The sequence below is a fragment of the Phreatobacter sp. genome (assembly GCF_051860605.1).
Lineage (GTDB): Bacteria > Pseudomonadota > Alphaproteobacteria > Rhizobiales > Phreatobacteraceae > Phreatobacter.
In genome coordinates, this window is record NZ_JBHYDR010000004.1 from 418412 (window position 1) to 438460 (window position 20049).

Annotated in this window: 21 protein-coding genes; 14 read left to right on the top strand and 7 right to left on the bottom strand. The window is 68.0% G+C overall.

Going from position 1 to position 20049, the window contains the following annotated elements; genetic code table 11:
- On the bottom strand, window positions 1-1587 hold the full coding sequence (locus tag ACTIFS_RS09750; RefSeq protein WP_439573880.1) for an ABC transporter substrate-binding protein: 1587 nt from the start codon (window positions 1585-1587) through the stop codon (window positions 1-3).
- A 328-nt stretch (window positions 1588-1915) separates the two neighbouring features.
- Between ACTIFS_RS09750 and ACTIFS_RS09755 the strand changes: the two genes are divergently transcribed.
- The 4 genes from ACTIFS_RS09755 (at window position 1916) to ACTIFS_RS09770 (ending at window position 5427) form a co-directional block, all read left to right on the top strand.
- On the top strand, window positions 1916-2719 hold the full coding sequence (locus ACTIFS_RS09755) for an IclR family transcriptional regulator (RefSeq protein ID WP_439573881.1): 804 nt from the start codon (window positions 1916-1918) through the stop codon (window positions 2717-2719).
- A 332-nt stretch (window positions 2720-3051) separates the two neighbouring features.
- Entirely contained in the window at window positions 3052-3816 is a 765-nt protein-coding gene (locus ACTIFS_RS09760) for an SDR family NAD(P)-dependent oxidoreductase (RefSeq protein ID WP_439573882.1), read from the top strand.
- On the top strand, window positions 3809-4564 hold the full coding sequence (locus ACTIFS_RS09765) for an SDR family NAD(P)-dependent oxidoreductase (protein ID WP_439573883.1): 756 nt from the start codon (window positions 3809-3811) through the stop codon (window positions 4562-4564). The genes ACTIFS_RS09760 and ACTIFS_RS09765 overlap by 8 nt, the downstream gene beginning before the upstream one ends.
- Before the next feature lie 35 nt (window positions 4565-4599).
- Window positions 4600-5427 (top strand): polysaccharide deacetylase family protein, encoded by an 828-nt coding sequence (locus ACTIFS_RS09770; protein ID WP_439573884.1) that lies wholly within the window; start codon window positions 4600-4602, stop codon window positions 5425-5427.
- Window positions 5428-6131: 704 nt separating this feature from the next.
- Here the strand turns inward: ACTIFS_RS09770 and ACTIFS_RS09775 are convergent.
- On the bottom strand, window positions 6132-6728 hold the full coding sequence (locus tag ACTIFS_RS09775; RefSeq protein ID WP_439573885.1) for an HD domain-containing protein: 597 nt from the start codon (window positions 6726-6728) through the stop codon (window positions 6132-6134).
- A 128-nt stretch (window positions 6729-6856) separates the two neighbouring features.
- Between ACTIFS_RS09775 and ACTIFS_RS09780 the strand changes: the two genes are divergently transcribed.
- The gene (locus tag ACTIFS_RS09780; protein WP_439573886.1) at window positions 6857-7198 is read left to right on the top strand and encodes a hypothetical protein; all 342 of its coding nucleotides are present in this window, start codon (window positions 6857-6859) and stop codon (window positions 7196-7198) included.
- 13 nt (window positions 7199-7211) lie between these two features.
- On the opposite strand, the gene ACTIFS_RS09785 is transcribed toward ACTIFS_RS09780, so the two are convergent.
- Entirely contained in the window at window positions 7212-8054 is an 843-nt protein-coding gene (locus ACTIFS_RS09785) for a DNA/RNA non-specific endonuclease (protein WP_439573887.1), read from the bottom strand.
- 255 nt (window positions 8055-8309) lie between these two features.
- On the opposite strand from ACTIFS_RS09785, the gene mgtE reads away from it, so the two are divergent.
- From mgtE to ACTIFS_RS09800, 3 genes are all read left to right on the top strand, one after another.
- A complete protein-coding gene (mgtE, locus tag ACTIFS_RS09790) occupies window positions 8310-9725 on the top strand; it encodes a magnesium transporter (protein WP_439573888.1) in 1416 nt (471 codons plus the stop codon).
- Window positions 9726-9808: 83 nt separating this feature from the next.
- Window positions 9809-10528, top strand: coding sequence for a ribonuclease activity regulator RraA (locus ACTIFS_RS09795; protein WP_439573889.1), 720 nt, complete (start codon window positions 9809-9811; stop codon window positions 10526-10528).
- A 54-nt stretch (window positions 10529-10582) separates the two neighbouring features.
- Window positions 10583-11575 carry a glycoside hydrolase family 25 protein gene (locus ACTIFS_RS09800; protein ID WP_439573890.1) on the top strand — a complete coding sequence of 331 codons (993 nt, stop codon included), beginning with the start codon at window positions 10583-10585 and terminating at the stop codon, window positions 11573-11575.
- 116 nt (window positions 11576-11691) lie between these two features.
- On the opposite strand, the gene ACTIFS_RS09805 is transcribed toward ACTIFS_RS09800, so the two are convergent.
- Window positions 11692-12165: a methyltransferase family protein gene (locus ACTIFS_RS09805; protein ID WP_439573891.1), complete on the bottom strand. Its 474-nt coding sequence runs from the start codon at window positions 12163-12165 to the stop codon at window positions 11692-11694.
- 96 nt (window positions 12166-12261) lie between these two features.
- On the opposite strand from ACTIFS_RS09805, the gene ACTIFS_RS09810 reads away from it, so the two are divergent.
- Complete coding sequence (locus ACTIFS_RS09810) at window positions 12262-13434, top strand: isovaleryl-CoA dehydrogenase (RefSeq protein WP_439573892.1); 1173 nt, start codon at window positions 12262-12264, stop codon at window positions 13432-13434.
- Window positions 13431-14252: a YdcF family protein gene (locus ACTIFS_RS09815; RefSeq protein WP_439573893.1), complete on the top strand. Its 822-nt coding sequence runs from the start codon at window positions 13431-13433 to the stop codon at window positions 14250-14252. Before ACTIFS_RS09810 ends, ACTIFS_RS09815 begins: the two co-directional genes overlap by 4 nt.
- A 3-nt stretch (window positions 14253-14255) precedes the next feature.
- Here the strand turns inward: ACTIFS_RS09815 and ACTIFS_RS09820 are convergent, their stop codons facing one another.
- Window positions 14256-14519 (bottom strand): DUF3253 domain-containing protein, encoded by a 264-nt coding sequence (locus tag ACTIFS_RS09820; RefSeq protein WP_439573894.1) that lies wholly within the window; start codon window positions 14517-14519, stop codon window positions 14256-14258.
- A 44-nt stretch (window positions 14520-14563) separates the two neighbouring features.
- Window positions 14564-15262, bottom strand: a complete 699-nt coding sequence (locus ACTIFS_RS09825; protein ID WP_439573895.1) for a DUF599 domain-containing protein — start codon at window positions 15260-15262, stop codon at window positions 14564-14566.
- A gap of 89 nt (window positions 15263-15351) precedes the next feature.
- On the opposite strand from ACTIFS_RS09825, the gene ACTIFS_RS09830 reads away from it, so the two are divergent.
- The 4 genes from ACTIFS_RS09830 (at window position 15352) to ACTIFS_RS09845 (ending at window position 19502) form a co-directional block, all read left to right on the top strand.
- Window positions 15352-15765: a rhodanese-like domain-containing protein gene (locus ACTIFS_RS09830; protein ID WP_439573896.1), complete on the top strand. Its 414-nt coding sequence runs from the start codon at window positions 15352-15354 to the stop codon at window positions 15763-15765.
- Between the two features lie 97 nt (window positions 15766-15862).
- Entirely contained in the window at window positions 15863-16513 is a 651-nt protein-coding gene (locus ACTIFS_RS09835) for a glutathione S-transferase family protein (protein ID WP_439573897.1), read from the top strand.
- 99 nt (window positions 16514-16612) lie between these two features.
- On the top strand, window positions 16613-18220 hold the full coding sequence (locus ACTIFS_RS09840) for a carboxyl transferase domain-containing protein (RefSeq protein ID WP_439573898.1): 1608 nt from the start codon (window positions 16613-16615) through the stop codon (window positions 18218-18220).
- 547 nt (window positions 18221-18767) lie between these two features.
- Window positions 18768-19502: an SDR family NAD(P)-dependent oxidoreductase gene (locus ACTIFS_RS09845; RefSeq protein ID WP_439573899.1), complete on the top strand. Its 735-nt coding sequence runs from the start codon at window positions 18768-18770 to the stop codon at window positions 19500-19502.
- Between the two features lie 25 nt (window positions 19503-19527).
- On the opposite strand, the gene ACTIFS_RS09850 is transcribed toward ACTIFS_RS09845, so the two are convergent.
- Window positions 19528-20049 (bottom strand): hypothetical protein (locus ACTIFS_RS09850; protein ID WP_439573900.1); only part of this gene is annotated, 522 nt, incomplete at its 5' end.

Below are 20049 nucleotides of genomic sequence, written 5' to 3' on the forward strand. Positions count from 1 at the left end.
TCAGCGCTCGATGTTCCAGATGACCGGGAACCCGAAGTCGATGACGCCCTTCAGCTCCGAACGCCACACCGCCGGGCTGCGGAACTGTCCGGCGATCGGGAACGTGGCATCCTCCGTCGCCATCAGCTGCAACTCGGCGGCCAGCGCCTTGCGCCGCGCCGGATCGCTTTCGGCCTCGAAGCGCTCGAGCACCGGCTTCATGCGGTCGACGCAATAGCCCCAGGGCTGGTTGCCCGTGCAGTTGAAGCCGATGCCGAGGTTCGACAGCGGGTCGGACATGTCGAAGCCGGTATAGACCACCGGAATGACGCTCCAGCCGCCCTGGTCGAGCGGATTGCGCTGGACCCAGCGCTGGGCGATCGCCGACCATTCCAGGCCCTGCACATCGACGTTGAAGCCGGCGCGCTTCATGCGGTCGATGAGCACGCTGCCGTAGGGGTTCAGCAGCGGGCTGTCGAGCGGGTGGAGCAGGACGATCTTCTCGTTCTTGTAGCCGGCTTCGGCCAGCAGGGCCTTGGCCTTGTCGATGCTCGGATTGCCGATGATGTCCTTGCCCGCATCGCTCTCGAACGGCGCGCCGCACATGAGCATGGAGGTGCAGTCCGGATTGCCAAGATCGCCGCCGAACCCGGCGCCGGCCAGTACCTCGGCCCGGTCGAGGCACTGCTGCAACGCCCGGCGGACGAGGACATTGTCCATCGGCGCCTCGAAATGGTTGATCGACACCGCATAGATCAGTTCGGCGCGGCCGCTGGCCTTGGCGAAGGTCAGGTTGCGGTCCCGGCGCATGCGCGGGATCAGATCGACCGGGGCATATTCCAGATAATCGACCTCGCCGCGGGTCAGCGCCGCATAGCGCACGGCGATGTCGGGCAGGGTCAGCATTTCCACCCGGTTGACCTTGGCGACCTTGCCGCCCGAAAGGCCGTCAGCCGGCTCGCTGCGCGGCACATATTTCTCGTTGCGGGTGAAGTGCGCGCGGTCGCCGGGGACCCATTCGGCGCGGTTGAAGATGAACGGACCGGAGCCGACGATCTCGGACACCTGCTGGGTGGGGGGCGTTGCGCCGGCAATGCGCGCCGGCATGATCATCGGCACATGGACGGAGGGTTTGCCGAGCGCCTCGATGACGCCGCCGAAGGGCCGCGACAGGGTCAGCCGGAATCCCTTCGGGCCGTCCGGGACGAGTTCTGCGGTCGCCGCCATCAGGCGCCGGCCGATCGAGTCGCGGGCGCCCCAGCGCTTCAGCGAGGCGATGACGTCCTCGGGCGTCACTGGATTGCCGTCGTGGAAGGCGAGGCCGTCGCGCAGCCGGAAGCGCCATGTCAGCCGGTCGGCGCTGACGTCCCAGCCCTCGAGCATCTGCGGCTTGTAGTTTCCTGCCCCGTCCAGCGACACCAGCGTGTCGAAGACGAGATAGCCGAAATTGCGCGTCACAAAGGACGGGCTCGAAATGGGGTCGAGGTTCTGCAGGCCCACATTGACCACGAAGCGGAACGGCCGATCCTGGGCCTGGGCACTCGCCAGCCGGGGCGCGGCGACAAGCGCAGCCGCGGCGGCAAGGGTCTGTCGACGGGATAGCATCATGGCTGGTTCCTCCGGAGGCGTGTGAAGCGGGTCATGCGGCATGCGGGCAAGGCCGGTCGCAGTGACCGGGGTAGGCAAAGGATGGGGCTTGCCCGATCACGGTTCATGTCGTATTTCTCAGCAATACGAGCGTTCCGATAATGCTAGAGTTGCAGGGTCGCGACCGCAAGGGAAGGGCCCTGCTTGGGAGACAGCCCGCCCCTGCACAAACGGGGGAGGCTGGCGCGCGAAAGCACGCGGTGGTCGCCGGCAAAGCGGGGAGCAATCCCCGGTCGCAGGTTCCGCAGGCCGGAAAGGCCGCCGACAGGGAAGGCTGAAGGGGACATCCATGGACAGCATTCGGGCGATCGGCGCACCGTCGGGCGGCAAGGCACTGCCCTCCGATGTCGACGAGCGGCTCTTTCTCCAGTCGGTGGCCCGCGCTCTCGACGTGCTGGAATCCTTCGCAGCCGGCCCCCGGCCGCGATCGCTTGGCGAGATTGCCGAGGCGGCCGGTATCAACAAGAGCGCGGCCCAGCGCATCGGCCAGACGCTGCTCAGCCGCGGCTATCTGGAGCGGGCGGACAATGGCCGCCTGACGCTGGGACGGCGTCTGCTTGACCGCTCCTTCGACTATCTGCGCTCCAATCCGCTGATCGAGCGCGCCACCCCGATCCTGATCGACCTGCGCAAGCGCATCGACGAGCGCGTCGATCTCAGCCTGTTCGACGACACGACGACGGTCTATGCCCTGCGCCTGCAGAGCAAGCGCGAGACCTTCTACGCCACGCTGCCGGGGCGCCGCATCCCGACCTTCCTGTCCTCGGGCGGGCGCGCCTGCCTGTCGCACCTGCCCGACAGCGAGGTCGACGACATCCTGGCCCGCTCCGACCGCCGGCCCCTCACGCCGAAGAGCATGACCGACATCCCGATGATCTGGGACCGCATCCGCGAGGCCAGGCGCGACGGTTACAGCTATGCCGCCGAGGAGGCCCTGCTCGGCGAGGTGGTCCTGTCCGCGGCCGTGGTCGAACAGGGCCGGCCGGTGGGGGCCGTGCATATTGCCGGCTCGCTCAGCGAATGGTCGATCGACACGTTCCGGCGCCGCTTCGGGCCGCTCGCCATCGAGGCGGCGCGCGCCATGGGGTCCTGAGAGGCTGACCCGGAACGTGGAAACGCCGCCCTTTTCGACGTCATGGCCGGGCTTGTCCCGGCCATCCACGACTTGAACACGACCGAAAGGGTTCGTCGCGGATACCCGGCCCAAGGCCGGGCATGACGCAATGGGCATCTCGCAGCCTTTTCGGGACCAGCCTCTGAAGTCCGGATGGCTGCACGGCCTCACGCCTGAAACGCCGCTCCCCGCAATCCGGCGGGCGGCCATGCGCGCATGCGGTTTGACACCCGGCAGAGGCCCGCCTCACGATGGTGATATGGCCGTATCGAAGGGCGATACGGTCTGATGCGAGTGCCGGAGGCGATGTCATGCAGGCGAGGTTCGAGGGGCGCGTTGCGGCTGTGACGGGGGCCGCCGGTGCCCTCGGTCGGGCCAGCGCGGTGGCCCTCGCGGCGGAAGGCGCGCGGCTCTTCCTGTTCGACCGCGACGAGGAGGGGCTTGAGGCAACCGCCGCGCTCTGCCCGGGCGCGGTGACCTGCGCGGGCGACACCACCAGCGCGGCCGACATGGAACGCGCGGCGGGCAAGGCGCTCCGCGAACTGGGGCCGGTGGAGTTGCTGGCGGTGGCCGCCGGCATTGTCGGTCCCTCGAAGATCGCCATCGAGGTCGATGAGGCCGACTGGGACCGGGTCTTCGCCATCAACGTCAAGGGCTCCTGGCTCGCGGCCAGATCGTTCATCCCGCACATGCGCGAACTGGGGCGCGGCTCGGTCGTGCTGTTCTCCTCGACATCGGGCCTGCAGGGTTCACCCGTCCTGTCCGCCTATTCGGCGTCCAAGGGCGCGGTGACGCTGCTGGCGAAAAGCCTGGCGCTCAATCACGCGACCGAGAATATCCGCGTCAATTGCGTATGCCCCGGCACCATCGATTCCCCGATGAACGACCGCGCCATCGCCGCGTCGGGGGACGCAGCCGCACAGGCGGCGCGCGCGGCCTTCCAGAAGTCCCGTCACCCGATGAACCGCTTCGGCACGCCGCAGGAAGTGGCCGGCGCTGTGCTCTATCTGCTCAGCGACGCGGCCGGCTTCACCACCGGTGTCGCCCTGCCGGTCGATGGAGGCCGCCTTGCCTGATCCGGCCCGCTCTCACGGCAAGGTGGCCATCGTGACCGGTGCCGCGCGCGGCATCGGCGAGGCCATTGCCGAACGGCTTGCGGGCGAGGGCGCGCGCGTCCTGCTGGTCGACCTCCTGCCCGAGGTGGAGGAGACAGCCCGGCGGCTGGGGCAGGTCGCGCTGATCCGCAGCGTCACCGACCGGGACGCGGGGCAGGCCATGGCCGATGCGGCGCTTGCCGTCTTCGGGCGCATCGACATTCTGGTCAACAATGCCGGCATCGGCGGATCGAAGCGGCTTGCCGAGTCCGACGACGCGCTGATTGACCGGTTCATCGACACCAACCTTGCCGCCGTGCTGCGTGTCACCCGCGCCGTGCTGGCGCACCTGCCGCGACCGGGCGGGCGGATCGTCAACATCTCCTCGATCTTCGGCATCACCGGCTATCCCGGCACCACGGCCTATGCCGTGGCCAAGGCCGGCATCGCCCAGTTCACCCGCCAGCTGGCTGGCGAACTCGCGCCCGAGGGCATCCGCGTCAATGCGGTGGCGCCCGGCCTCATCGCCACCCCGATGACCGCGGGCCACATGCAGAATGCGCTTTATCGACGGCTGATGGTGGAAGGCACGCCCATGGAGCGACCGGGCACCCCGGCCGACATTGCCGGCCCCGTCGCCTTCCTGGCCTCCGACGATGCCGCCTTCGTCACCGGCGCGGTGCTGCCGGTCGATGGCGGGTTTCTCGCCGCCCGCCACGGCAGGGTATGACTCAAACGACCTGGCTCTGAACTGGGAGACGACCGATGCACGACATGAGCGTCCGCTGGCCGAACGGGGCGCGCTGCGCCGTGATGCTGACCTTCGACTTCGACGCCGAGACGCTCTGGACCTCGCGCGATCCGGAAAACGCCAACCGGCCGGGCATCCTCAGCCAGGGCCGCTATGGCTCGAAGGTGGGCGTGCCGAAGATCCTCGACACGCTGCGCGACGAGGAGATCAAGGCGACCTTCTTCGTGCCCGGCTGGACGGTGGAGAACCATACCGACCGCGTCGAGATGATCCTCAAGGACGGTCACGAGATCGGCCACCATTCCTATTCGCACAAATGGGTGAGCGACGATCCCCAGGCCGAGATCGAGGAGATGGAGAAGGGGCTCGATGCGCTGAAGCGCGTCGTCGGCGTGGTGCCGAAGGGCTATCGCTCGCCGGCCGGCGAGGTCTCGGCAGGGCTGTTCCGCCTGCTGCAGAAGCATGACTTCCTCTACGATTCCTCGCTGATGGACGACATCAACCCCTATCGCCACATCCTGCCGGACGGCTCGAAGGGGCCGGTCGAACTGCCCTGGCACTGGAGTCTCGACGACGCGCCTTTCGCGCTGTTCTCGGTGAAGACACCGCGGCCGATCTTCACCAACGAGCACATGCTGTCGGTCTACAAGGAGGAGTTCCGCGAGATCTACAGGTGGGGCGGCCTGTTCGACATGATCTTCCACCCGCAGTTCGGCGGCCGGCCGAGCCGCATCGCGCTGATCCGCGAACTGGTCGCCTTCATCCGCACCTTCCCCGATGTCTGGTTCGCCACCGGCACCGAGATCGCCGAGCACTGGGTGAAGGAATACGAGGGCGGCTGACGCCCCCCCATTGAAGGCAAGCCTCTGACCGGACGGATGGGGCGGCCGCTGGCCCGCCGCCGTCCGCTCGTGTTTGCCTCCCCGAATGTCACGCCAACGGCCGGGCGCGGCTGTCATACCCGGCGGGGCACAGGTTCCTTCGTGCCGGCACGTAGCGGCAGGGACGCCATGCACGCGATGGGCTTGGCGAACAGAAGTATCTTCATGATGATGTCGCACGCGAATACACAATATCCCTTGTTGGAGTTTGACGGGTTTGTGTATATCGCCAAATTCATGTCATGAGAGTCACATTATGAAAAATGAACGAAGGTCGTTGGTGGGAAAAATTGTCGCCTTCATTGCGATATTGTTTGTCGGATGTGGTGTTTTGTTCGCAGGTCCGGCATCAGCATCATCTCCGGTCGAAATGACAAGCGGTCAAATCACAGTCGCTGTCGTGAGCCAGGCCCAAGTGGACTGTATGCGGCGTGCAAACATGGGACGCAGAAGCTGCCTTGCGGGTTGCGGCCGTGGGAGGGAGGGCACGCGATGCGCCAATGCCTGTTCCCGCCGATTTGATGGCGCTTGCAGTCACTTTCGACAGAACCGTGGACGCCCGCACCGAGGGTCTCCGGGCATGACCCGCTGACACCGCAAGCTACGGGAGGCTTCCGTGTCGGGAGCCTCCCTGATCTGTCCGGTGCGGCAGTCGTCCGACCGGACTACGAGTGACTTTTCCCGCGCCGAATCTCCCCCGGGTCGAGAGGCGCAAGAAAGCCGAGGACCGCCCGGTCCAGCCGGCCGGACAACGGGCCCGGCAGGATGACCGAGAAAAGGGCACTGAGGGCGCTGTAGTACCAGCGCGTGCCTTCGGCCCCGCCATTGAACCGGCTCCAGATTTCGTCGCCTATGGTTCGATAGTCTGTCAGAATCGCTTCGGCGTTGTGTGTCTTGTCGGCAAGTGACACGAGGAGCGACCGTGCCGGCTTGGTGGGCAAAAGCCTCAGATATGCTTCCTTGCGGGGCCGCCAGGCAGGTTTGGGATCCTCCCAGCTGTCGGTGCAGTCTGAGATGATAGCGGCCACGTCGTGACCGAACAGTCGGGAGATGTCCGCCAGCGTTGCTGCGCCTCCCTGGTCTTCGGCCGCGTCGTGCAGCAGGGCCGCAATCGCCTGGTCCTCGTCACCGCCGCTCTCCACCACGAGAGACGACACGGCCATCAGATGGGCCACATAGGGTACGCCCGAGCCCTTGCGGGTCTGGTGACGATGGAGATCGTGAGCATACCGGAAGGCGTCGTCGTAGCGGCTTGTCAGCATTGTTGTCTTCTCCGGGGTGCGATTGGGTACGGCATGGCTTTAGTCGAGGGCGACACACTGGGGCGGCGGGAGCGCACTTGCGGACAGCCCTCTTGCCATCCGCCTGCCGGCTGGCCAGATTTTTCTCGATGCCGCCCCTCGACGTCGCCAAGGTTCTGACACGCAAGCAGGAGCACGAATGTGCGCGGCTCGACGACTTCGAGTTCCGCGTCCGCATCCGCGCCATCCGCCTGCTGGTCGATGACCTCAACGAACGGACCGGCATCGCGACGCCGCTCGATGCGCTGGCCTTTGCCCGCCAGGCGGCCAACGAGCGGGTGGACGCCACCCTTGCCGCCATCGACGCGGCGCTCGGCGCCGCCTCGCCCGGCCCCGGCACCATCTTCCGCCGCCACGGACGGGCGGTGGCCCGTGCCTATGAGCAGGTGATCGTCGAACGCGGCGATCCCTCGCCGTTCCGGATGGCGTGAGCCGCGGCTTCGGTCAGGACGGCGGGCGCGGGTCGTTGGGACTGGCCGCGATGGCGTCGAACGGCCACATGACCGGGCTCGTCTGGTTTTCAAGCTTTGCCTTCTGTCTCGCGGTCAGCCGCGGGAAGAACTCCAGCCCCGTGGCTGCCTCGATGGCCGGCAGGGACGTCACCAGATCGTCCGACAGTGCACCCGAGCCCCAGTCGCGCGGCATGCGAACGGCGAGAATGTTCAGGTTGTCCGGCGCGTCGTAGGGGTAGCGTTCCGGATCGGCGAGGACGAGGAAATAGGCTTCCGGGACGGGCACCTGGAGGCCGTTGCGGCGAGCGATCATCGGCGGATCGTCGCCGAAGATCGGTCCGACCACCGCCCAGACATGCTTCCGCATCGGCGCATAGGCCCGAATGATGGCCTTCTCCATTCGCTGCCATGCGCCACGGTTGGTAGTCGAGCGCTGCGGCATGATGTTCGACATGAAGAAGGTTTCGGACTGGGCGACCCGGCCGAACTGGGTGTTGATGGCAAAGTTCGGCACCAGATGTCCGCGGTCGAACTTCATCTCGCCGATCGGCCTGAAGCCGGCCGTTCCAATCTGCCAGTCCTTCGGAAGCCGCGGGTCCTCGTAGAAGAATTCCGGCCGCTCGTAGTCGACATCCTTCCGGGCCGCGCTCACCTGATAGGCCGCCCAGACCGGCTGCAGCCGGGCGGGGGAAAACCCAAGCGCATAGCCGTGATTGACGATGATCGAGACCGGCCGGGCGGCATCCTTGTTGCCCGGCACGCCATGAACGCAGAAGAACTCGAGAAAATGGCCGATTGACTGGCAGATGGGCAGCAGAGTCGAGTGATCGGTCATGGTCGGCTCCATTGGCGCGCCCCGGATATCAAATACACGAATAGGTTGTGTCGCGCCAGAGGGTGCCAGCCGCAATCGCCGGCAATTCTCAGGAGGTCACCTTCGCAGCCAGGGTGACCAGCTGCCGGTCGTGGCCATGCCTGACGCGGCCACCCGGCCGCTTGCCAAATCGTCCCACGGCGGCCAAAGAAGGCCTCGCGCCGCCGGCAAGGCCGCACCCTTCTCCCACCGCAGCAGCACGTCACGGAGGCGCTTATGGCCGAGACCGTTTCGCCTGGCACGTCCGGTCCCGTTGACTGGCGCGAGGAGGACTGGCGCGACGCCGATGGCGAGCTGCGCGCCGACGTCGTCGAGGCTGTCACGCGCCTGGTGGCCGCAAGGGACCGCGAGGCTCTCGCCGCCCTTGTCGCCGAGGCGCATGAATCCGACATGGGTGCGCTCATCGTCCAGCTCGATGCCGAGGACCGGCTGGCGCTGGTCGAACTGCTCGGCGCCGCCTTCGACTTCACCGCGCTCACCGAGGTCGATGAGACCATCCGCCTCGAGATGCTCGAGGAGATGGAGCCGGGGCAGGTCGCCGACGGCATCGCCAATCTCGAGACCGACGATGCCGTCACCATCCTCTCCGATCTCGACGAGCAGGATCGCGAGCAGATTCTCGATCGCATGCCGGAGGGCGAGCGCTTCGCCCTGAAGCGCGCCTTCGACTATCCGGAGGAATCCGCCGGCCGGCGCATGAAGGACGACTTCATCGCGGTCGCGCCGTTCTGGACGGTCGGGCAGGTGATCGACCACCTGCGCGAATCCGCCGATCTGCCGGACGATTTCACCGAAATCTTCATCGTCGATCCGGCCTATCGCCTGCTCGGCCATGTCCGCCTCGACCGCCTGCTGCGCACCAAGCGCCCGGTGGTCGTCACCGAGATTATGGAAGAGGATGTCCGCACGGTCCTTGCCTCCGAGGACCAGGAGGACGTGGCGCTGATGTTCGAGCGCTACAACCTGCTGTCGGCTCCTGTGCTGGACGAGTCCGGGCGTCTGGTCGGCGTGCTCACCGTCGATGACATCGTCGACGTGATCGAGGAGGAGGCGGACGAGGACATCAAGGCGCTCGGCGGCGTCAAGGCCGACGAGGAACTGTCCGACAGCGTCTGGACGACGGCCAGGGGCCGGTTCCGCTGGCTGCTGATCAATCTGGTGACGGCCTTTGCCGCCACCACGGTGCTGAAATCCTTCGAGATGCAGCTCGAGGCCATGGTGGCGCTCGCCATTCTCGCCCCCATCGTGGCGAGCCAGGGCGGCAGTGGCGCGACCCAGACCATGACCGTCGCCGTGCGCGCGCTCGCCACCCGCGACCTTGGCCATCACAATGCCGGCCGCGTGATCCGCCGCGAGGCGATGGTCGGCCTGATCAACGGCTGCCTGTTCGCGCTGATCACCGGCACCGTGGCCAGCTTCTGGTTCACCAATGCCGGCGTCGGGCTGGTCATCGGCCTGGCGCTGATCTGCAACCTCGTCGCCGGCTCGCTCGGCGGCGTGCTGATCCCGCTCACCCTCGACCGCTTCAAGGTCGATCCGGCGATCTCCTCAGGTCCCTTCGTCACCACGGTGACCGATGTGACCGGCTTCTTCGTCTTCCTCACCATTGCCACCTGGTGGTTCCGGCTGTAGCCGGGTCCGCGCCCCGCGCGCTCGACATTGGCGATCCGCTGGGGCAGGTTCCGCCGACTTTCCACCCCACGCGAAAGCCCGCCATGACTGACGTCCTGCCGCTCGACCCCGCCATCAGGGCGAAGCTCGAGACCATCACCACCGCCACGCTGACCACGGTCCTGCTCAAGAAAGGGCTGCGCAAGGTCTGGATGGCCGGCACCGCGCCGTTCAGCCATGCCGGCAAGCGCAAGGTCGGGCGCGCCTTCACGCTGCGCTTCGTGCCGGCCCGTGAGGATCTGGCGACGCCGGCAAGCTGGTCCTCGCCCATCTCCACCCGCGGCGCCATCGAGGCCATGCCGGAGGGCGTCATCGCCGTGGTCGATGCCATGGGCATCCGCGATGCCGGCATTTTTGGCGACATCCTGTGTGCCCGCATGGCCAAGCGCGGTGTTGCGGCGCTCGTCTCCGACGGCGTGGTGCGCGATGCCGACGGGGTCCGCGGCACCGGCCTGCCGGTCTGGTGCTCGGGAGCGGCGGCGCCGGCTTCCGTGGCGGCGCTCACCTTCATCAACTGGCAGGAGCCGATCGGCTGCGGCGGTGTGGCGGTGTTCCCCAACGACGTGGTGGTGGCCGATGGTGACGGCGCCGTGCTGATCCCGCAGGACCTCGTCGAGCAGGTCGTCGAGGCGGCGGTCGAGCAGGAGCATCTGGAAGCCTGGCTGATGGGCGAGGTGGAGAAGGGCGTGCCGCTGCCCGGCCTCTATCCGCCGAATGCCGAGACCAAGGCCCGTTACGAAAAGGAAACGGGTCGTAAAGCATAAGATCAGGGTCCGGCCGGCCTTGCGTCGGCCATGATTTGCCGCCAAGGGCTGTCCATGCGGTCCGCACTCGTTCCCCCGATCGTTCTCGTGCTGGCCGGCCTCACGCTGGCCGGATGCGGCTCCGTTCCGACGGAGGTTGCCGCCCCGACCGGCGGCGGCCACCCCTTCCCGACGATGACCCAGACGGTCGGGCACCACGCCCATCCGATCCACGGCATCGACGTGTCCAAGTACCAGGGCCAGATCGACTGGCAGCAGGTGCGCGAGGCCGGCGTGTCCTTCGCCTTCATCAAGGCGACGGAGGGCGGCGACCGGCTGGACTCCCGCTTTCACGAGAACTGGGAGGGCGCGCGCCGGGCCGGCATTCCGCGCGGCGCCTATCACTTCACCTACTGGTGCCGGCCGATGGCCGACCAGATCGCCTGGTTCATCCGCAACGTGCCGCGCGATCCCGATGCGCTCCCGCCGGTGCTCGACGTGGAATGGAACTTCCAGTCGCCCACCTGTCCGCGGCGCATTCCCGTCGCCCAGGCCCAGGCCAAGATGCGCGAGTTCCTGCACGCCATCGAGCGCCACTACGGCAAGCGCCCGATCATCTATGCCGACATCAAGTTCCATCGCGAGGTGCTGGCGAACGGCGAGTTCGCCCAGTACCCGTTCTGGGTCCGCTCGGTGGCGGCCGTGCCGCACGAGCGCTATCCGGGCCGCCGCTGGGCCTTCTGGCAGATCACCGCGACGGGCCGGATCGCCGGCATCACCGGCAATGTCGACCGCAATGTCTTCGCCGGCACGCGCCAGCAATGGCAGCAACTGGCCCAGAACCGGTTCCACCACCACGGTGCCGGGGCGACGGCGGTCGCTGCGGCAACCCCGCCGGCCGCGCCGGCTGCGGCCGAGCCTGCCCGCGCGCTGGCCTTTGCCGGTGCCGATGCGCCGCCCGCGCAGGTGCCGACCGCCGGATCACAGGTGCCGCCCGCGGCCGTTCCGCCGGCCGATACCCCGGCGATGACGACGGCGCCGCTGCCGCTCTCTCGCCCCAGATTTTGACGCCTCGGCCGGACGGCTCTGCGATTGACGAGCGGGTGTCGGGCAGCAGGCCCGCATGAGTCACCGTTTTCTGATGGCCCCACCCTCGCCGGTGGTCATCAGGTGCCAACCCGCCCCTACAGCCAGCGCCGGACCCGTCCGGCATAGGCCTTCCACGCCTTGCCGAAGCGGGCGGCGAGATGGGCCTCCTCGCGGACAATGGCGAACCGTGTCACCAGCACCACCAGCAGCGCGGCCGCCGCGGCATAGCCGGCCGAGGCCTCGATGCCGGCGAGGCCGGACAGGATCAGCACCTCGCCGAGATAGATCGGGTTGCGGGACAGCGCGAAGGGCCCGCCCGTCACCAGCCGGCGCGCCGGATGGTGCGGCAGGACGGCGGTCTGCGCGCGGGCGAGCGTCAGCGAGGCCCACATGACCAGCGCCAGCCCGGCGCCGAGCGCCAGCGCGCCGGCCGCCTTCAGCACCTGCGAGGCGGGCATGGGCGGCAGCACCTGGCTCAGCCCGTAGCCCAGCGCCACGCAGCCGAAGAAGATGAGCGGCGGCAGGGGATGCCGGTTCGGCCGCTCGGCATAGGGGTTGTCGTCCGCCATGGCGTCTTCCTTCCGTAGCCTTCCGCATGGCCGATCATGACAGGGCCTTGCCGCGCTTCTATAACGGCGGCAAGCACCAGTCTGCGGGAGAATGCCATGCTGAGGAACGCGCCGCGCCCCTTCGACTTCGACCTCGGCGAAACCGCCGACATGCTGCGCGAGACCGTGTTCAACTTCTCGCAGGCCGAGATCGCGCCCCGCGCGGCCGAGATCGACCGCACCGACCAGTTCCCGATGGACCTCTGGCAGAAGTTCGGTGACCTCGGCCTGCTCGGCATGACCGTCGAGGAGGACTATGGCGGCACCGGCCTCGGCTATCTCGAACATTGCGTGGCGATGGAGGAGATTTCGCGCGCCTCGGCCTCGGTCGGCCTGTCCTACGGCGCCCATTCCAATCTCTGCGTCAACCAGATCCGCAAGAACGGCTCGGAGGAACAGAAGCGCCGCTACCTGCCGAAGCTGATGAACGGCCAGCATGTCGGCGCGCTGGCCATGTCCGAGCCGGGCGCCGGGTCCGACGTCGTCTCGATGAAGCTGAAGGCGGAGAAGCAGGGCGATCGCTACATTCTCAATGGCACCAAGATGTGGATCACCAACGGCCCGGATGCCGATGTGCTCGTCGTCTATGCCAAGACCGATCCGGCCGCCGGCGCGCGCGGCATGACCGCCTTCCTGATCGAAAAGGGCTTCAAGGGGTTCTCCTGCGCGCAGAAGCTGGACAAGCTCGGCATGCGCGGCTCGCACACCGGCGAACTCGTCTTCGAGGATTGCGAGGTGCCGGAGGAGAACGTGCTCGGCCAGGTCGGGCGCGGCGTCAACGTGCTGATGAGCGGCCTCGACTACGAGCGCGCGGTGCTCGCGGCCGGCCCCATCGGCATCATGCAGGCCTGCATGGACGTGGTCATGCCCTATGTCCACGAGCGCAAGCAATTCGGTCAGGCCATCGGCGAATTCCAGCTGGTCCAGGGCAAGCTCGCCGACATGTATGTCTCGATGAATGCCGCCCGCGCCTATGTCTATGCGGTGGCGAAGGCCTGCGACCGTGGCCAGACGACACGCGAGGATGCGGCCGGCGCCATCCTCTATGCGGCCGAGAACGCCACGAAAATGGCGCTCGATGCCATCCAGCTTCTCGGCGGCAACGGCTATATCAACGACTATCCGACCGGCCGCCTGCTGCGCGACGCCAAGCTCTACGAGATCGGCGCCGGCACCAGCGAGATCCGGCGCATGCTGATCGGGCGCGAACTGTTTGCGAAGACGATGTGAGCCTCCTGAACGATCTGTTCTTCACCCTCTCCAAGATCCTCTGGTGGTTCGCCGCGCCGTCCAACCTGCTGGCGGCGGTGATCGTCCTCGGCGCGCTCGGCCTGTTCACCCGCTGGAGCCGGGGAGGGCGACGGCTTGTGGCCGCCGGTGCCCTCGGCCTTGCGGTCTGCGCCGTCTCGCCGCTCGGCACCTGGCTCGCCCGCCCGCTTGAGAACCGTTTTCCGTTGATGTCGCCGGCCATGGCGCCTCCCACCGGAATCATCGTGCTCGGCGGCTCGGTCAATCCGCACACGACCGAAGCGCGAGGCGGGCAGGTGACGCTGTCGGGCGCGCCCGGCCGGATCACGGAGGCCGTGGCGCTGGCGCGCCGCTATCCCGGCGCGCGGCTCGTCTTCACCGGCGGCTCGGCCGCGCTGCTGCGTTCCAACGCGATCGACGAGGCAGGGGCTGCGGGCCGCCTGTTCGCCGATCTCGGCATCGCGCCGGAGCGCGTCACGCTGGAGCGCGAGAGCCGCAACACCTTCGAGAATGCCGTGCTGACCAAGCAGATCGTCCAGCCGAAACCGGGCAAGCGCTGGCTTCTCGTCACCTCGGCCTGGCACATGCCGCGCTCGGTCGGCATCTTCCGCCGGGCCGGCTGGGACGTGGTGGCCTACCCCACCGACTACGAGACGCGCGGCACGGATCGCGAACTGTGGCAGCCGATCCTGCCGGCCGGCCGCGGGCTCGACCTCGTCGACCGCATGACGCGCGAATGGCTCGGCCTTCTCGCCTACCGCGCCGGCGGGCGCACCGACGCCCTGTTCCCCGCGCCCTGAGGCCTACTCCTCGCGCGGCACGGTGATGCGGTAGACGCCCCTGAAATCGGCGGGGTCCACCGGCTTGCCCTTGCGCAGGATGACGGCCCGACCCTCCAGCGCCAGGCGCACGGCGGCCCGCCGCGCCGGCTGCATCAGGGCGTGCCAGTCCACGCCGCGCCCCGCGCCGACCGCCTTGGCCGCCTCCGAGGGGCAGATGGACTTGTCCGGCCCGCGCGCACGGGCAAGCTGGAGGATGGCGGCTTCGAGATCGGATTCGACGGTCATGGCCTGCTGATGCCCCAGCCGGTCGGAAAGGTCGAGGCCCGCCGTCACATCACCGCGCTGCGGCTGTCCGAGTGGAACTGCCGGCGATAGAGCACGGCGAAGACCGCCGTGGTCGCCACGACGAACACGATGGGGCCGGCGAACCAGCCGAGATAGCCGAGCGCGAAAAAATAGGCCCGCTGGCCGCGGTTGAAATGCGCGGCCGCGATGGTGTTCATCCGCGCCGCCCGCTCGGCCATCGCCTTTGCGGCATCGGAGGTGCGCCGCTCGCCCTCCGGCGTCGCGCCGATCAGGATGGCGCAATAGTTGAACAGCCGGTAGGCCCAGCCGAATTTGAAGAAGGCATAGACGAAGATCACCATCAGCCCGGCGAGCTTGAACTCCCACAACTCCCGCGTGCCGGCCTGCCCGAAGGACAGCGCCTGCACCACCTGCACGGCCCGGTCGGAGGCGTTCATCAGGCCGAGGCAGGCACCGACCGCCAGCAGCGAGGTGGAGGCGAAGAACGACGAGCCCTGCTGCAGCGTCATGTTGATCTGCGTGTCGACGATGCGGTTGGGACGCACCAGCATCTCCTCCATCCAGCGGCCGCGATAGTCGGAGATGATGGCGGTCAGCCCGCGCTGCCGCCCGCCCCAGATCTCGACGATCCAGGCATAGGCGGCCCAGCAGAACACGAAATAGCCGAAGGCGGCGGCGTCGAGTGCGGTGAGACCGAACATGATGAAGCCGTAGCAAGTCATGCGGGGCGGGGTCGAGTCCCTTGCGCCCCGCAGGCTGTCGCCGCGGTCTCCGGCAATGCTAGGCTGGCAGCCAGCGATTGGAGGACTTCATGCCGCAGACCATCACCACGGGCTACAAGGCGCTCGTCGACGAGGCCAATTCCGTCATCGAGACGCTGACCATCGAACAGGCCAAGGCCCTGCATGGCCGCGACGACGTGGTCTTCGTCGATATCCGCGACCCGCGCGAACTGGAGCGCGATGGCAAGGTTCCCGGCGCCGTTCACTGCACCCGCGGCATGCTGGAATTCTGGATCGATCCGGAAAGCCCCTATGCCAAGCCGGTCTTCCAGGAGGACAAGAAATTCGTGTTCTTCTGCGCCGGCGGCATGCGCTCGGCGCTCGCCGCGCACACGGCACACATCATGGGCCTGAAGCCGGTCGCCCATGTCGAAGGCGGGTTCGGGGCCTGGAAGAAGACCGGCGGCCCGGTCGAGGACTGGGTGCCCAAGCCGAAGGCCTGAGCCACCCATCACGCCGGCGAATGGACCGATCAAGCCAATTTGCTGGCCTGCCGCCCGGCAGACCGGCATCGTGACGCCTCCAGCACGGGGGATCGTCATGAAGCTCGTCATTGGCAACAAGGCCTATTCCTCGTGGTCGCTCCGGCCATGGATCCTCATGCGGGTGCTGGACCTGCCCTTCGAGGAGGATCTCATCCCGCTTTACAGGGATGACTGGGTCGAGCGCATCCGGGCCGTATCCCCCGGCGGCAAGGTCCCGGTCCTGATCGACGGCGACCTCCTGGTCTGGGAGAGCCTGGCGATCATCGAATATCTGGCCGAGCGGTTTCCCGGTCGCGGCGTGTGGCCGGTGGACCTGGCCGCGCGCGTCCATGCGCGTTCGCTTGCGACCGAGATGCATGGCGGATTCGGGCCGCTTCGCGCGCGCTGCCCGATGAATGTCCGCCGCGCGCCGAAACCGGTGGTGCTGGGGGCCGAGGTCGAGGCCAATGTCGTGCGCATCGTCGCCGGCTGGACCGAGGCGTGCCGGCGTTTTGGCGCGGAAGGACCGTTCCTTTACGGTGCCTTTTCCGCTGCCGATGCCATGTTTGCCCCGGTCGTCTCGCGCTTCCACAGCTATGCCGTCGATGTTCCGGCGGAGGCTCGCGCCTACATGCAGGCGGTCATGGCGCTGCCGGCCTGGCAGGAATGGGTGGAGGCCGGGCGGGCCGAGCCCTGGTATCTGGCCGAGAGCGACGACGTGGTCTGACCGGCGGCGCCGGCTCCCTCGGTCCATCGCCCGGATGACAGGCTCTCCGTCCCGCGCTAACCAGACAGGCCCGACCAGCCTCGCCGGAGCCCTGACGCCTTGGCCATCCTGAAATCCGCCTTCAATCCGTCGAGTCCCGAGGCCCGCGCCAATGCCGGGGCCTGGCGCGAACTCGTCGCCGACCTCCAGGCCAAACGCGCCGAGGCTGCCCTCGGCGGCAACGAGCGCGCCCGCCAGCGCCATGTCGGCCGCGGCAAGCTCCTGCCGCGCGACCGCGTCACCGGCCTGCTCGATCCCGGCTCGCCCTTCCTCGAACTGTCGCAGCTTGCCGCCAACGGCATGTATGGCGAGCCGATCCACGGGGCAGGGGTCATCACCGGCATCGGCCGGGTGGAAGGCCGCGAGGTGATGATCGTCGCCAATGATTCCACCATCAAGGGCGGCACCTACTATCCGATGACCGTGAAGAAGCACCTGCGCGCGCAGGAGATCGCGCTGCAGAACCGCTTGCCCTGCGTCTATCTGGTCGATTCCGGCGGCGCCAACCTGCCGCACCAGACCGAGGTCTTCCCCGACCGCGAGCATTTCGGCCGCATCTTCTTCAACCAGGCCAATCTGTCGGCTGCCGGCATTCCCCAGATCGCCGTGGTCATGGGCTCCTGCACGGCGGGCGGGGCCTATGTGCCGGCCATGTCGGACGAAACCGTGATCGTGCGCAGGCAGGGCACCATCTTCCTCGGCGGCCCGCCGCTGGTGCGCGCCGCAACCGGCGAGATCGTCACGGCCGAGGATCTCGGCGGCGCCGATGTCCATGCCCGCCAGTCCGGTGTCGCCGACCACTACGCCGTGGACGACACGCATGCGCTGGCGATCGCCCGGCGCATCGTCTCCAACCTCAACTCGGTGAAGACCGTCGATATCGCCCTCGCCGAGCCGCGCGAGCCGAAGCACGATACCGCCGAGCTGGAGGCCCTCGTCCCGACCAACCTGAAGACCCAGTACGACATCCGCGAGATCATCGCGCGGCTGGTCGACGGGTCCGAGTTCGACGAGTTCAAGGCGCTTTACGGCACGACGCTGGTGACCGGCTTCGCCCGCCTGCACGGCATGCCCGTCGGCATCATCGGCAACAACGGCATCCTGTTCTCGGAAAGCGCCATGAAGGGCGCCCATTTCATCGAGCTGTGCTGCCAGCGCCGCATTCCACTGCTGTTTCTCCAGAACATCACCGGCTTCATGGTCGGCCGGCAGTTCGAGGCCGGCGGCATCGCCAAGGACGGCGCCAAGCTGGTCACGGCGGTTGCCTGCGCCCAGGTGCCGAAGATCACGCTGCTGGTCGGCGGCTCCTACGGCGCCGGCAATTACGGCATGTGCGGGCGGGCCTATTCGCCCCGCTTCCTGTTCACCTGGCCGAACTCCCGCATCTCGGTGATGGGCGGCGAACAGGCCTCCAGCGTGCTCGCCACCGTTAAGCGCGAGAATTTCGAGGCCGATGGCAAGGACTGGCCGGCGGAGGAGGAAGAGGCGTTCAAGGCGCCGATCCGCGCGAATTACGAGGCCGAGGGCCATCCCTACTACGCCACGGCGCGGCTCTGGGACGACGGCATCATCCTGCCCTCCGAGACCCGCCGCGTGCTGGCACTGGCGCTGAGCGCCTGCCTCAATGCGCCAGTGCCGCCGACGAAGTTCGGCGTGTTCAGGATGTGAGGAACGGTCTGGTAGATGCGGATCTTGCCGCATCGCGGCTCCTGAGTGGCCCCACCCTGACCCTCCCCGCGCTGGCGCGCGGAGAGGGAGACCACGGCCGCTCGTCAGATTGTCAGCCGCCGGGCCTGGCGCCACGGACGCTGCTTGGCACAACCCCAGAGTCCCCCCTCTCCGCGAAGCGGTGAGGGGGAGGGTGGGGCCGATTTGGGCGCCTGAACTGATCGACCGGGCCCCTGCAGCGGCCGGATTGCGTCCTTCGGGGCTCACCCTTCGGCCTCGCACCTCAGGATGAGGAGGGATGGTGGATTGCATGGCGGTCGCACTGGGGGCGGTGGCACGACCATGGACCCGATGCCAAGCTCCCCCGTCCTCATCCTGAGGTGCGAGGGAGCGCAGCGAGCGAGCCTCGAAGGACGCAGTCGGGTCATGCAAGCCAGCCTGTCGCCGGATGCCATGCGAGCCGTCTAGTCTGACCCGTCTGGTCTGGACCGGACCGACAGGGCCAAGGACGGGGCCGGCAAGCGCTCCGCAGCGAGGGACGAAACGCATGACCACACCGATGAACGAACCCGCAGCCATCGTCACCGGCGGCTCCCGCGGCATCGGCGCGGCCATTGTCGGCCGGCTGATCGCTCGCGGCATACCGGTCATCAACATCGACCGCGCGCCCCCGGAAACCGACAATGGCGCCGACTATGTCGAGGTCGATCTTGCAGATGTCGATGCCACCCGCGACGCGCTGCACGAGATCGTCTCGGCCCAGCCGGTGCTCTGGCTGGTCAACAATGCCGGCATTTCTCCGCCTGCCTCGCTGGAGGACACGATGCTAGAGGATTTCGAGCGCGTGGTGGCGATCAACCTGCGCGCAGTCATGCTGGCGGCCCAGGCGGTGGTGCCGGGCATGAAACAGGCGGGCAGGGGACGGATCGTCACCATTTCCTCGCGCGTGGCGCTCGGCAAGGAGCTGCGCACCGCCTATGCGGCCACGAAGGCCGGCGTCATCGGCTTCACCCGCACCTGGGCGCTGGAGCTTGCCCCGCACGGCATCACCGTGAACGCGGTCGGCCCCGGCCCGATCGAGACCGATCTGTTCAAGTCCGCCAACCCGCACAATTCGCCGCGCACCCAGGCGATCATCCGCGGCGTGCCGGTCCAGAGGCTCGGCCAGCCGGAGGACATCGCCCATGCCGTCGACTTCTTCCTGTCGGAGGGGGCGGGCTTCGTCACTGGCCAGGTGCTCTATGTCTGCGGCGGGATGACCGTTGGCGTCGCGCCGATCTGACCGGCGCGACGCACAAGGCCGGACGCTATACCCGGCGGCAGATGCGCCGCGGGAACCCGTCATAGTCGACGACCACGCGGCAGCAGCGGGTCACCCAGAACCGCTCGCCCCAATGATTGACCCGCAGCACGCGCCGGCAATTGCCGCCGGCCCAGACGCCGGCCGCCACGGGCGGTGCGATCAGGAAGGGCGCCACCCAGGGCCGGCGCCAGCCGTACCGGTAGCGAGGCCCGGGGAAGGGACGGCCCCAGCCGGGGCGACCGCCCCAGCCGGGCCGGGGGCCGAAGCCGAAACGCGGTCCTCCGAAACGGGGGCCTCCAAAGCGCGGTCCGCCACCGAAGCGCGGCCCGCCGAAGCGCGGTCCGCCACCGAAGCGCATGCCGCCACCGCGGAAGCCGCCGCGGAACCCGCCGCCGCCCATGCCCCCGCGGAAGCCGCCGCCCATTCCGCCGCGGAACCCGCCGCCACGGAACCCGCCGCCACGGAACCCGCCGCCGCGACGCTGCATTTCAACCGGCTGCCCGGCATCGGCAGCGACCGGGGCCAT

Excerpts from the sequence above, each read along its gene's own strand:
- ACTIFS_RS09750 (WP_439573880.1), bottom strand. The coding sequence starts at position 1,587 with ATGATGCTATCCCGTCGACAGACCCTTGCCGCCGCGGCTGCGCTTGTC.
- ACTIFS_RS09755 (WP_439573881.1), top strand. The coding sequence starts at position 1,916 with ATGGACAGCATTCGGGCGATCGGCGCACCGTCGGGCGGCAAGGCACTG.
- ACTIFS_RS09760 (WP_439573882.1), top strand. The coding sequence starts at position 3,052 with ATGCAGGCGAGGTTCGAGGGGCGCGTTGCGGCTGTGACGGGGGCCGCC.
- ACTIFS_RS09770 (WP_439573884.1), top strand. The coding sequence starts at position 4,600 with ATGCACGACATGAGCGTCCGCTGGCCGAACGGGGCGCGCTGCGCCGTG.
- ACTIFS_RS09775 (WP_439573885.1), bottom strand. The coding sequence starts at position 6,728 with ATGCTGACAAGCCGCTACGACGACGCCTTCCGGTATGCTCACGATCTC.
- ACTIFS_RS09780 (WP_439573886.1), top strand. The coding sequence starts at position 6,857 with ATGCCGCCCCTCGACGTCGCCAAGGTTCTGACACGCAAGCAGGAGCAC.
- ACTIFS_RS09785 (WP_439573887.1), bottom strand. The coding sequence starts at position 8,054 with ATGACCGATCACTCGACTCTGCTGCCCATCTGCCAGTCAATCGGCCAT.
- mgtE (WP_439573888.1), top strand. The coding sequence starts at position 8,310 with ATGGCCGAGACCGTTTCGCCTGGCACGTCCGGTCCCGTTGACTGGCGC.
- ACTIFS_RS09795 (WP_439573889.1), top strand. The coding sequence starts at position 9,809 with ATGACTGACGTCCTGCCGCTCGACCCCGCCATCAGGGCGAAGCTCGAG.
- ACTIFS_RS09800 (WP_439573890.1), top strand. The coding sequence starts at position 10,583 with ATGCGGTCCGCACTCGTTCCCCCGATCGTTCTCGTGCTGGCCGGCCTC.
- ACTIFS_RS09805 (WP_439573891.1), bottom strand. The coding sequence starts at position 12,165 with ATGGCGGACGACAACCCCTATGCCGAGCGGCCGAACCGGCATCCCCTG.
- ACTIFS_RS09810 (WP_439573892.1), top strand. The coding sequence starts at position 12,262 with ATGCTGAGGAACGCGCCGCGCCCCTTCGACTTCGACCTCGGCGAAACC.
- ACTIFS_RS09820 (WP_439573894.1), bottom strand. The coding sequence starts at position 14,519 with ATGACCGTCGAATCCGATCTCGAAGCCGCCATCCTCCAGCTTGCCCGT.
- ACTIFS_RS09825 (WP_439573895.1), bottom strand. The coding sequence starts at position 15,262 with ATGACTTGCTACGGCTTCATCATGTTCGGTCTCACCGCACTCGACGCC.
- ACTIFS_RS09830 (WP_439573896.1), top strand. The coding sequence starts at position 15,352 with ATGCCGCAGACCATCACCACGGGCTACAAGGCGCTCGTCGACGAGGCC.
- ACTIFS_RS09835 (WP_439573897.1), top strand. The coding sequence starts at position 15,863 with ATGAAGCTCGTCATTGGCAACAAGGCCTATTCCTCGTGGTCGCTCCGG.
- ACTIFS_RS09845 (WP_439573899.1), top strand. The coding sequence starts at position 18,768 with ATGACCACACCGATGAACGAACCCGCAGCCATCGTCACCGGCGGCTCC.